This window comes from Microbacterium sp. K41 (genome assembly GCF_004794395.1).
Taxonomy (GTDB): domain Bacteria; phylum Actinomycetota; class Actinomycetes; order Actinomycetales; family Microbacteriaceae; genus Microbacterium; species Microbacterium sufflavum.
Window position 1 is genome coordinate 1 of the sequence record NZ_SSDO01000458.1, and the last position, 11,053, is coordinate 11,053.

At 69.5% G+C, this 11,053-nt stretch carries 11 protein-coding genes and 2 tRNA genes; 9 read left to right on the forward strand and 4 right to left on the reverse strand.

Features of this window, described 5'->3' with window-relative positions; genetic code table 11:
- The 6 genes from DW309_RS14760 to pknB all read left to right on the forward strand — a co-directional run.
- The coding region (locus DW309_RS14760) for an FHA domain-containing protein FhaB/FipA (RefSeq protein ID WP_240753248.1) at nt 1–359 on the forward strand (359 nt) is incomplete at its 5' end.
- A 7-nt stretch (nt 360–366) separates the two neighbouring features.
- The gene (locus DW309_RS14765) at nt 367–1,671 is read left to right on the forward strand and encodes a PP2C family protein-serine/threonine phosphatase (RefSeq protein WP_136033227.1); all 1,305 of its coding nucleotides are present in this window, start codon (nt 367–369) and stop codon (nt 1,669–1,671) included.
- Nucleotides 1,668–3,053, forward strand: a complete 1,386-nt coding sequence (locus DW309_RS14770; protein ID WP_136045794.1) for an FtsW/RodA/SpoVE family cell cycle protein — start codon at nt 1,668–1,670, stop codon at nt 3,051–3,053. The genes DW309_RS14765 and DW309_RS14770 overlap by 4 nt, the downstream gene beginning before the upstream one ends.
- A gap of 1 nt (nt 3,054) precedes the next feature.
- Nucleotides 3,055–4,509: a peptidoglycan D,D-transpeptidase FtsI family protein gene (locus tag DW309_RS14775; protein WP_136045795.1), complete on the forward strand. Its 1,455-nt coding sequence runs from the start codon at nt 3,055–3,057 to the stop codon at nt 4,507–4,509.
- A complete protein-coding gene (locus tag DW309_RS14780; RefSeq protein WP_136045796.1) occupies nt 4,506–6,245 on the forward strand; it encodes a protein kinase domain-containing protein in 1,740 nt (579 codons plus the stop codon). Before DW309_RS14775 ends, DW309_RS14780 begins: the two co-directional genes overlap by 4 nt.
- Nucleotides 6,246–6,285: 40 nt before the next feature.
- Nucleotides 6,286–7,977 carry a Stk1 family PASTA domain-containing Ser/Thr kinase gene (gene pknB, locus DW309_RS14785; protein ID WP_136035627.1) on the forward strand — a complete coding sequence of 564 codons (1,692 nt, stop codon included), beginning with the start codon at nt 6,286–6,288 and terminating at the stop codon, nt 7,975–7,977.
- 24 nt (nt 7,978–8,001) lie between these two features.
- On the opposite strand, the gene DW309_RS14790 is transcribed toward pknB, so the two are convergent.
- From DW309_RS14790 to DW309_RS14795, 3 genes are read right to left on the reverse strand one after another with little or no spacing between them, the layout of a single operon-like run.
- Nucleotides 8,002–8,634 carry an anthranilate synthase component II gene (locus DW309_RS14790; protein ID WP_136045797.1) on the reverse strand — a complete coding sequence of 211 codons (633 nt, stop codon included), beginning with the start codon at nt 8,632–8,634 and terminating at the stop codon, nt 8,002–8,004.
- Nucleotides 8,631–8,786, reverse strand: a complete 156-nt coding sequence (locus DW309_RS19740; protein WP_168387293.1) for a hypothetical protein — start codon at nt 8,784–8,786, stop codon at nt 8,631–8,633. Before DW309_RS19740 ends, DW309_RS14790 begins: the two co-directional genes overlap by 4 nt.
- A 26-nt stretch (nt 8,787–8,812) precedes the next feature.
- Nucleotides 8,813–9,607: a class E sortase gene (locus DW309_RS14795; RefSeq protein ID WP_136035631.1), complete on the reverse strand. Its 795-nt coding sequence runs from the start codon at nt 9,605–9,607 to the stop codon at nt 8,813–8,815.
- A gap of 101 nt (nt 9,608–9,708) precedes the next feature.
- Between DW309_RS14795 and DW309_RS14800 the strand changes: the two genes are divergently transcribed.
- The 3 genes from DW309_RS14800 to DW309_RS14810 all read left to right on the forward strand — a co-directional run bounded on the left by DW309_RS14800 (nt 9,709) and on the right by DW309_RS14810 (nt 10,253).
- Nucleotides 9,709–9,948, forward strand: coding sequence for a cell division protein CrgA (locus tag DW309_RS14800; RefSeq protein WP_136033213.1), 240 nt, complete (start codon nt 9,709–9,711; stop codon nt 9,946–9,948).
- A 130-nt stretch (nt 9,949–10,078) separates the two neighbouring features.
- Nucleotides 10,079–10,152: transfer RNA gene (locus DW309_RS14805), tRNA-Ile, on the forward strand.
- 25 nt (nt 10,153–10,177) lie between these two features.
- Nucleotides 10,178–10,253, forward strand: a tRNA-Ala gene (locus DW309_RS14810).
- 188 nt (nt 10,254–10,441) lie between these two features.
- Here the strand turns inward: DW309_RS14810 and DW309_RS14815 are convergent.
- Nucleotides 10,442–11,053: CLIPPER-2 domain-containing protein (locus tag DW309_RS14815; protein WP_205812791.1), on the reverse strand; the 612-nt coding region annotated here is incomplete at its 5' end.

Sequence of the window (11,053 nt, forward strand, 5' to 3'; positions counted from 1 at the left end):
CGCCGGCCGCCCCCACGAAGCCCTCCTCGTCGTCGCGCCCGTCGTCCGGCCCCGCGACCGTGGCGACCGCGAAGCGTCTGGTCATCACGTCGGGGCCGAAGGCGGGGCTGGAGCTTCCGCTCGGCGCCGACTCGATGACGATCGGCCGCTCCAGCGAGTCCGCCCTCGTCATCCGCGACGATTACACCTCCAGCCACCACGCCCGCCTTCTCCTGCGCGGGGACACGTGGGCGATCCAGGACCTCGACTCCACGAACGGCACCTTCGTCGCCGGGCAGCGCGTGACCGGGGGACCGGTCGCCCTCAGCCTCGGCACCCCCGTCAAGGTGGGCGCCACGACGTTCGAGCTGAGGGCCTGACGCCGGCATGGTCTTCGAGGGCTCGAGCGTCGCGATCTCCCACACCGGGAAGGTCCGCTCCAACAACCAGGACTCCGGGTACTCCGGGGCGAACCTGTTCGTCGTCGCCGACGGCATGGGCGGTCACGCCGGTGGAGACGTCGCCTCGAGCATCGCGATCCAGCGCCTGGAGCCCCTGGACCAGCCCTACTCCTCGACGGAGGATGCGCAGGCCGCGCTGCAGGCCGCCGCGACGACCGCCGCGGGCGACCTGATCCGTGCGGCGAAGGACCGACCGGAGCTCGCGGGCCTCGGCACCACGCTCAGCGCGATCATCATGGTCGACGAGTACGCGGTGATCGGGCACATCGGCGACTCGCGCATCTATCTCTACCGTGACGACGCGCTCACGCAGATCACGGCCGACCACACGTTCGTGCAGCGCCTGGTCGACTCCGGTCGCATCACGCCGGAGGAGGCCCGCTACCACCCTCGCCGCTCGGTGCTCATGCGGGTGCTCAGCGACATGGACTCCGACCCCGAGCTCGACATGTTCGTCATGCACACGCAGCCCGGCGACCGGTGGCTGCTGTGCTCCGACGGGCTGTCCGGTGTGGTCGACGAGGCGCGGATCCTCAAGGCCATGCAGCTGGGGCTCGCACCGGGCCGCACGGCCGACAACCTCCTCAAGCAGGCGCTCGACGGTGGCGCGCCCGACAACGTCACGATCGTGCTGGTCGACGTGGGCGGGCAGCATCCCATCCACTCGGGCACCGCGACGATCGTCGGCGCCGCCTCCAACCCGTCCGGTGTGTACGTGCCGCCGGTGCGCGCACCGCGCAGCAACTGGCTGCACCCGGTGCGTCAGGCCGCGAACGAACCGAGCCACTTCGAGCCGGCGCCCGAGTACCTGGAGGAGCTGATCGAGGAGGACCGGCGCCGTGCCAAACGCCGCCGCCTCGGCTGGATCGCCGGAGTGCTCGTGGTGATCGCGATGCTGGCCTTCGCGGCCTTCGCCGCCTACAGCTGGACGCAGACGCGGTACTTCATCGGCGCCGACGACGACAGCGTGGTGATCTTCCAGGGCGTGCAGCAGAACATCGGCCCGATCACGCTGTCCACCCCGGTGGAGGACACCGACATCCTCCTCGCCGACCTGCCGCCGTATCAGCGGGCCTCGGTCGAGCGCACGATCTCGGCCCGCTCGCTGTCCGACGCGATGGCTATCGTCGACCGGCTGCGCACGGGCGCCGAGGCGAACGTGATCGAGCAGACCCCGCTGCCCACGCCGGCGCCCACCCCGAGCGACACTCCGGCGGGGGGTGACGGATGAGCACCGACGTGCAGGCCGACACCACCGTCATCAAGGCCCTGCGGCGCCTGCGCATGCCGCAGACGCAGCGCAACCGGGAGTTCTGGCTGCTCCTGTTAGCGTGCGCCATCAGCGGCGCCGCGCTGACCCTCGTGCAGCTGGGCGCGCTGGGCGTGATCGACCCGATGATCCTGGCGATCGGCGGCGGTCTGGCCGTGCTGGCGTTCGCCCTGCACATCGTGCTGCGCTTCGTGGCGTCCGACGCCGACCCCTTCGTGCTGCCGATCGCGACCCTGCTGACCGGTCTGGGCGTGGCGATGATCTACCGGATCGACATCGCGTTCAAGAACACCGGGTGGGATGCCTACTCCACCAAGCAGCTGGCGTGGACGGCGATCTCGCTCGCCGGTGCCATCGCGGTCGTGATCCTGCTGCGCAACTATCGTGTGCTCTTCCGGTACACGTACATCTTCGGCCTCGCGGGCATCCTGCTCCTGCTGCTGCCGTTCGTCCCCGGGCTGCGCATCGCCGACGCGAACGCGCAGGTGTGGGTGTCGCTCGGCGGCATCTTCGCGTTCCAGCCGGGCGAGCTCGCGAAGATCTGCCTGGCGATCTTCTTCGCCGGCTACCTCGTGCGCACGCGCGAAAGCCTCACGTCGGTCGGCAAGCGCGTGCTCGGCATCACGTGGCCGCGCATGCGGGAGCTGGGCCCGGTGCTGGTCGTGTGGGCCATCTCGCTGGGGATCATCGTGTTCCAGCGCGACCTCGGCACGGGAACGCTGATCTTCGGCATGTTCGTCGCGATGCTGTACGTCGCCACCGGCAAGACCAGCTGGGTGCTGATCGGGCTGGGACTCGTGGTCGCCGGTGTCGCCGTCGCCACGCAGATCCTCAGCTACGTGCGCGGCCGCTTCATCAACTGGCTCTTCCTGTTCGACTCGTCGCAGGTCGACCCCGACGTGGCCGGATACCAGCCGATGCAGGGCCTCTTCGGTCTCGCCCGCGGCGGCCTCATCGGAACCGGATGGGGCCAGGGACGCCCCGAGATCACGCCGCTCGCGCACAGCGACTACATCATCACGAGCCTCGGGGAGGAGCTCGGGCTGATCGGGCTGTTCGCGATCCTGTGCCTGTACATGGTGTTCGTGAGCCGCGGTGTGCGGATCGGTCTCGCGGGTCAGGACGACTTCGGCAAGCTGCTGGCGACGGGACTGTCGTTCACGATCGCGCTGCAGGTGTTCATCATGGTCGGCGGTGTCACCCGGCTGATCCCGCTGACGGGTCTGACCACGCCGTTCCTCGCGGCCGGCGGCTCCTCGCTCGTCGCGAACTGGCTCATCGTGGCGCTGCTGCTGCGCATCTCCGACGGCGTGCGCCGTCAGCCCCGGGTGGTGATCGGCTGACATGACCAGGGAACTCCGCCGCCTCAGCATCATCATGCTGTTCATGTTCATCGCGCTGTTCGCCGCGACCAGCTGGATCCAGGTCGTCGAGTCCGACAGCCTCGCGCAGAACCCGCACAACAAGCGCACCCGTCTGGACAGCTTCGAGATCCAGCGCGGCGCGATCATCGTCGACGGCGCGGCGATCGCGAGCTCGACGCCCAGCGACGACCAGTACCGGTTCCAGCGCGTGTACACCGATCCGGCGCTGTGGGAGACGGTCACGGGGTACTTCAACCCCGCGCTCGGCTCGACCACCGGCATCGAGAAGGCGATGAACGCCGACCTCTCCGGCACCGGCTCCAACGCGTTCTTCTCCGAGATCGAGCGCATCCTGTCGGGTCAGCCGCAGCGCGGGTACAGCGTCGAGCTGTCGCTGAACACGGCCGCGCAGCGGGCTGCCGCCGAGGCGCTCGACGGTCTGCAGGGCGCGGTCGTGGCGATGGACCCGAAGACCGGGCGCATCCTCGCGATGGTGTCGACCCCCGGCTTCGACACGAACCTGATGGCGACGCACGACGCGAACGCCGCGAACGCCACCTATGACCAGCTGGTCGCCGACCCGGGCAAGCCCCTGTCGAACCGCGCGATCGCCGGCGACCTGAACCCCCCGGGCTCCACGTTCAAACTCGTCACGGCGGCCGCGGCATACGCGAGCGGCGAATGGACGCCGGAGTCCACGCTGCCCAACCCCGCGCTGTACACCCTGCCCGGCTCGTCCAACCGCGTGTCCAACGCGTGGGGCGGCACGTGCGGTCCCGGTGCGACCGTGACGATCGCCGAGGCCATCCGCCTCAGCTGCAACATCCCGATGGCGGAGCTCGCCGTGGAGCTCGGCGACGACGCGATCCGGGAGATGGCGGAGAAGTTCGGCTTCAACCGGAGCTTCGACACGCCGCTCGCCTCGACCCCGTCCAGCTACCCGCGGGCGCTCGACGACGCGCAGACCGCGCTCAGCGGTTTCGGGCAGGGACAGGTCACCGCGACACCGCTGCAGATGGCGATGGTGTCGGCCGGCATCGCGAACGACGGCGTGGTCATGAACCCGCAGATGGTGGATGCCGTGATCGGCAACGACCTGTCGGTGATCAAGGCCTTCCAGAACAGCGAGTTCGGGCGGGCGATGGAAGCCGATGTGGCGAACGAGATCACCTCCGCCATGGTCGCCAGCGTCTCAAACGGCGCGGCCCAGGGTGCAAGAATAGACGGGGTCGACGTGGCCGGTAAGACGGGCACGGCAGAGAACGGAAACAGGCCGCATACGCTGTGGTTCACCGGGTTCGCCCCGGCGGACGACCCATCGGTCGCCGTGGCGGTCGTCGTCGAGAACGGCGGCGGGCAGGGACAATCAGGGAGCGGTGACACCATCGCCGCTCCGATCGCGAAGAAGGTCATAGAGGCGGTGCTGGGCAGATGAGGCCGACGCAGGGTGTGTCGTTCGGTGGTCGTTACGAGCTGCAGTCGCGGATCGCGATCGGCGGCATGGGCGAGGTCTGGGAGGCGACGGATCACGTCATCGGGCGTACCGTCGCTATCAAGATCCTCAAGGACGAGTACATGGGGGACCCGGGGTTCCTCGAGCGGTTCCGCGCGGAGGCGCGGCACGCCGCGCTCGTCAACCACGAGGGCATCGCCAGCGTCTTCGACTACGGCGAGGAGAACGGCAGCGCCTACCTCGTCATGGAGCTCGTGCCGGGTGAGGCCCTCTCCACGATCCTCGAGCGCGACGGCGCGCTGAGCGCCGACAAGACGCTCGACATCGTGGCGCAGACGGCGTCCGCCCTGCAGGCCGCGCACGCCGCCGGCCTGGTGCACCGCGACATCAAGCCGGGCAACCTGCTGATCACGCCAGACGGCCGCGTCAAGATCACCGACTTCGGCATCGCTCGCATCGCCGACCAGGTGCCGCTGACGGCGACCGGTCAGGTGATGGGAACCGTGCAGTACCTGTCGCCCGAGCAGGCGTCCGGCCACCCCGCATCTCCCGCGACCGACACGTACTCGCTGGGCATCGTGGCGTACGAATGCCTGGCCGGCAAGCGCCCGTTCACGGGCGAGTCGCAGGTGGCGATCGCGATGGCGCAGATCAACGAGCAGCCGCCGCCGCTGCCGCCGACCGTGCCGATCCCGGTGCAGAACCTCGTGATGGCGATGATCGCCAAGAAGCCCGCCGACCGCCCGTCCTCGGCGGCGACCGTCGCGCGGGCCGCACAGGCGCTGCGGCGCGGAGACCTGAACTCGGCGGCGATCGCTGTTCCGGCGATCGCGACGGGCGGGATCGCCGGCGACGACGACGCCACGCGCATGCTGACGGCATCGAACGACGGTGCCACGCGCATCCTCCCCACCACCGCGCAGCTGCCCACCGAGGAGGCCGTCGCGGAGGAGGAGAAGAAGAAGAAGAAGCGCAGCGCCTGGACATGGCCGCTGATCGCCCTGATCGCTCTGCTGGTCATCGTGCTCGTGGGCACGTTGTGGGCGATGTTCGGCAACCGCGGCGAAGACCCGAAGCCGTCCGACTCGCCGACCACCGCGCAGACCACGCCGCCGCCGTCGCCTTCCACGAGCCCGACGCCCGAGGTGACGCGCGTCGACGTGGCTGCGCTGAACCTCAACGGCATGGACTGCGCCACGGCGACCGCGACGCTGGCCGACGCGGGCTTCACGAACAACGTCACGTGCGCCGACGGCGATCCCGCCCCGAGCGACGCCCAGGTCGGTCAGGTGTACCGGGTTCAGCCCACCGGGAACGTCGAGACCACGACGCCGATCGCGTTGACCGTGTACGCCGCACGCACCCCGCTGCCCACGCCGACCGACACCCCGACGCTCACGGGCGACCCGGTCGCGGGCAGCACGGTCACGGTGGCCTGGGGCACCGGTTTCACGTGCCCGAGCGGCACCACCCTGTCGGGCTACGTCGTGTCGCTGCAGAACGGCTCGTTCGTCTCGGGCGGCCCGAACTTCCAGCCGACGCAGCGCAACACGCAGGTGAAGGTCGGCGACGCGGTGGGCCAGCAGCTCATCGTCACCTACCAGGCCATGTGCTCGGGCGGCGACCAGCGCACGTCGAACGCGTCGCCCCCGCTGTCGGTCACCATCACGGCCCCGGACGACGGCGAGGGTGACGGTGGTGGCGGCGCCGAAGGGTAGCCTGTAGTCCAGCTGTTTTGTAGTTTCAGGGGGGTCATCCGTGTCGACAGAGCCACAAGTCATCGCGGGCCGGTACCGCGTCGACGAGCTCATCGGGCACGGCGGAATGGCGAAGGTGTACCGCGGGTACGACCTGACCCTCGGTCGCGAGATCGCGATCAAGATCCTCGACCCCGAACTGGCCAGGGACACGAGCTTCCGCACGCGGTTCCGGCTGGAGGCGCAGGCGGCGTCGCGCATGTCCCACCCGTCGATCGTGCGGGTGTACGACGCGGGCGACCCGTCGACGAGCGACCCCTCGTCCGATGAGCCGCCGTACATCGTGATGGAGCTCGTCAAGGGCACCCTGCTGAAGAAGATCATCGCCGAGGGCCCGGTGCCCGTGGCCGACGCCGTCCGCTACGTCGACGGGATCCTCGAGGCGCTGGACTACTCGCACCGCGCGGGTGTGGTGCACCGCGACATCAAGCCCGGCAACGTGATGGTGACCGACAAGGGTCAGGTCAAGGTCATGGACTTCGGCATCGCCCGCGCGGTGTCCGACTCCTCCTCGACGGTCGCGGAGACCACGCAGATCATCGGCACCGCGGCGTACTTCTCGCCGGAGCAGGCCAAGGGCGAGCCGGTCGACGCCCGCGCCGACCTGTACTCCACCGGCGTGGTGCTGTACGAGCTGCTCACCGGGCGCCAGCCGTTCCGCGGCGAGTCTCCGGTCGCGGTGGCGTACCAGCACGTGAGCGAGACACCGATCCCTCCGTCCGAGGTGAACGAGGAGTCCCCGGCGGCGCTCGACCCGATCGTGCTGCGCGCGCTCGCGAAGGACCCGTACCAGCGCTTCCCCGACGCGGCGCACTTCCGCGCGGCCCTCGACTCGGCCGTGACCGGTGCCGCCCCGACGCGCAAGCAGATCGGCGCGCTCACCAGCGAGCTGTATGGCCCGAACCCGCGTCAGGCGCAGGAGACGGCGCGGTCGCTGCGGCAGCTCAGCAGCGACACCACCATGACCCGCACGCAGTCGGGCCCGCCGGTCGCGTGGATCTGGGCGGGCGTCGCGCTGCTGGCGGTGCTTCTGGCGTCGGTCCTGTTCTGGGTGGTCACCATCAGCATGCGACCGTCCGAGGTGCCCAGCACGTCGAGGGTCGTGCCCGACCTGACCAATGTGGCGTCGGAGCGTGCGCAGGACGACCTGGCCAAGCTCGACCTCTCGTCGAAGATCGTCATCGAGTCCAGTCCCGACATCGCCGAGGGCAACGTGATCCGCACGGATCCGGAGAGCGGGGTGTCGGTCGAGCAGGGGTCCACCGTCACGCTCTACGTGTCGTCCGGCGAGGAGACCGTGGTGGTGCCGAAGCTCGAGGGCATGTCCTTGGCCGCGGCCACCGAGGCGCTGGAGAAGGCGGGGCTGCAGCTCGGCACGGTCACCCAGCGCAACGACAAGGGCCTCGCGGCGAACACCGTGATGACGGCCAGCGAGAAGGCCGACACCGAGGTGGCGCCGAACACGGTCGTGAACCTCGAGGTCGCCAGCGGCAAGGTCACCCTGTCGGATGTCGTGGGCTGGTCGGTCGATTCCGCATCGAAGGCGCTCACGGATCTCGGGCTCACCCCGGTGCCGATCGAGGAGAGCGACTGCCCCGCCACCGACCCGGCCACCGTGCACTCGATGTCGGTCGCTCCGGGCGACGTGCCGATCAACTCCTCGGTCGAGCTGCGCTACTGCACCGGTTCCTGACGCGCAGCCGTCCGACACCCGGGGTCAGCGCGTGAGCGGGTGCAGTCGTTCTGCTCGCGACACGGCGTCCGGGTCGCCGCACAGTCGCAGCCAGTTCGCCAGCAGACGGTAGCCGCCCTCGGTGAGCACGCTCTCCGGGTGGAACTGCACCCCGTGGAACGGGAGCGTGCGGTGTTCGAGCGCCATCACCGTGCCGTCCGCCGTCCGTGCGGTCACCGCGAGCTCGGCGGGCAGGTCGCGCTCCGCGAGGGCGAGGGAGTGGTAGCGACCCGCCGCGAACGGCGAGGGGATGCCGTCGAACAGCGCCGAGCCGTCGTGCGCGACCGCCGACACCATGCCGTGCATGAGCTCCGGGGCGCCGGTCACGGGGGCACCCAGGGCCGCGCCGATCACCTGGTGACCCAGGCACACGCCGAGCGTGGGAACGGCGGAGCGGGCGGCGAGGCGTACCGCATCGAGCGAGACGCCGGCGTCGTCGGGCGAGCCCGGCCCCGGCGACAGGAGCAGCGCGTCGTGCGCGGTGAGCAGTCCCTCGACCCGCGCCGCATCGACCTCGTCCGCCTCGACGATCGTGGTGTCGGCACCGAGCTCGTGGAGATAGCCGATCAGGGTGTGCACGAAGCTGTCGTGGTTGTCCACGACGAGCACGCGGGTCATTCGACGTCAACCTCACCCGGGGAGATGAACGGGCTGATCCAGGGGAACACGTACCAGAACAGGGCGTAGAGCACGGCGGCGACCACGACCAGCAGGATGAGCACACGCAACCACCAGGGACCGGGCAGCAGGCGCCAGAGTGCGGCGTACATGGGTGGTGTCTCCTGATCGTTCGTGGTCACACCGACGGAGCGGCGGGCGGGGGAGGCGGGTCGGTCAGTGCGGACGGCGGTCCTTCGGCGCGCGGCTGGAAGCTCTCGAACACGCCGTAGGCGACGATCCGCTCGGCGAGCGAGTACAGGGGGGAGCACGCCGTGAGGGTGATGTACTGCTCGCCGGTCTGCTGTGCGGGCATCTGCGGCACGTCGGCCAGCACGTCGGTCTGCGTGGGCGTGACGTACTCGAGCGTGCGGAAGCGGTACGTGTACCAGCCGTCGGGGGTCTCGACCACGATCGCGTCGTTCAGTTGCAGCTTGTCGAGCTGGTTGAACGGCTTGCCCCAGGTGGTGCGGTGGCCCGCGAGGGAGAAGTTGCCGACCTCGCCGGGCATCTTCGAGTCGGTGTAGACCCCGATGCCCTTCTGGTCGAGCGTCCTGGCCCGGCTGGTCCCGCCGTAGATGCCGAAGTTGTACTCGGCGCCGAAGCGCGGGATGTGCATCTGCCCGAACCACGCCCCGTCGGCGGGGGCGGCGGGCACCGGCGCCTGGTACACCGTGGTGCCGTCGTCGGTCTCGACCTTCGGCGGCAGCGCGGGGGGATCGGCCGCCGCGAGCTGCTGCGAGATCGCCGCACCCTCGTCGTTCTTCTGGGCGGCGATGATGATGTCGCCGATCCACATCTGCCATGCGACGAAGAGGAGGACGAGGACCCCGGCGGTGAGCAGCAGTTCGCCGAGCACGCTCGCGAACGTGGCGCGCGACCGGGGCCGCTGCCGACGTCCGTGGCGCCCCCCAGGCACGGCGGATGCAGTCATGGCGTGATCTTATCCGTCGACACTGAACACGGGCTCGTGCGGAGGCACCCGTCTGTGACCGCCTCTCGTGGGCGCAGAGGTCTCCCGGGTACAATGACGGCATGGCACGTGACCGCAAGACCGAAGAACCCGTCGTCGAGCGCGCCGAGGGCGACGCCGCTCCCAACGCCGTCTGGTTCAAGCCGGTGATGATCGGCTTCATGCTTCTCGGTCTCGCGTGGATCCTCGTGTTCTACATCTCGGGGATGCAGTTCCCGATCCCGGGCCTCGACAACTGGAACCTCGCGATCGGTCTCGGCATCGCTCTCATCGGGTTCCTCATGACCACACGCTGGCGCTGACCAGCCCCTTCTCTTCCGAAGCCCCCTCGCCGCGCGAGGGGGCTTCGTCGTGCCGGCGGTGGTGTGCATCGGGCTCCTCGCGCTCGATTCGGATTTTCCGAGATTCTCCGGTAAAGTCTTGGAGGTTGACGGGGCTATAGCTCAGGCGGTTAGAGCGCTTCACTGATAATGAAGAGGTCCCAGGTTCAAGTCCTGGTAGCCCCACCGTTCAATTCAAGAAATCCCTCACGGGGCCTTAGCTCAGTTGGTAGAGCGCCTGCTTTGCAAGCAGGATGTCAGGAGTTCGAATCTCCTAGGCTCCACCACCTCGGATCTCCTCCCTCCCGCGCACCGACCCCTTCCGGTCGTGCTTCGGCATCGATCCTCACCACCGTGGCGTCGTGCTGCCGGTGTGCTCCGACTCATCCAGGCCGCGCCCCGTCGGAGCCCGGTCGGACCGCCCCACGATGTGGTTGCGCCCGACCGGGCCCCGTCGCTCGGCCCCCCGGTCGAGCTATCCGATGTCCGTCGGGCGGCGGCGCGCTCCCCTCCGGACGACGACCAGCGTGACTCCGCCCAGGATCAGGGCGAGCGCGAGCAGTGCCGCGGCCGTCTGATCCCGACCACCCGTCGTCGGCAGTCGTGCGGGTTCCGGTGTCTCCGGATCCGTGGGCGTGCTCACCGTCGACGGGTCGCTCGTGATCGGATCATCGGTCCCCGTACGTCCCGTGGCGGTAGCGACGTTGGTCAGGTCGCCACCGGTCGCTTCCGCCGCGGTCACGACATGGTCGGCCGTACAGAGAGCCTGCTCACCGGGCGCCAGCGGCACGAGCGGGCACGTGATGGCGTCGCCGCGCTCGTCCAGCATCGGGTCGTCGATGCCCAGATTCTCGATCGTGACGTTGCCCGTGTTCGCGACGGTGAAGGCGTAGTGGATCACTTCTCCCTCGTCGGCGGCGCGGTCCCGGTCGGCGTCGTCGATCACGGCCGTCTTCACGAGGGTCATCGACGGCACCTGATCAGTCGGCGTCACGACGGTGTCGGGTTCGGACGGGACGGGGTCCCCTCCGGGAGGCGTGCCGGTCGCGGTCGCGGAGTTCTCGACCCCGCCCGCGTCGACGTCGGC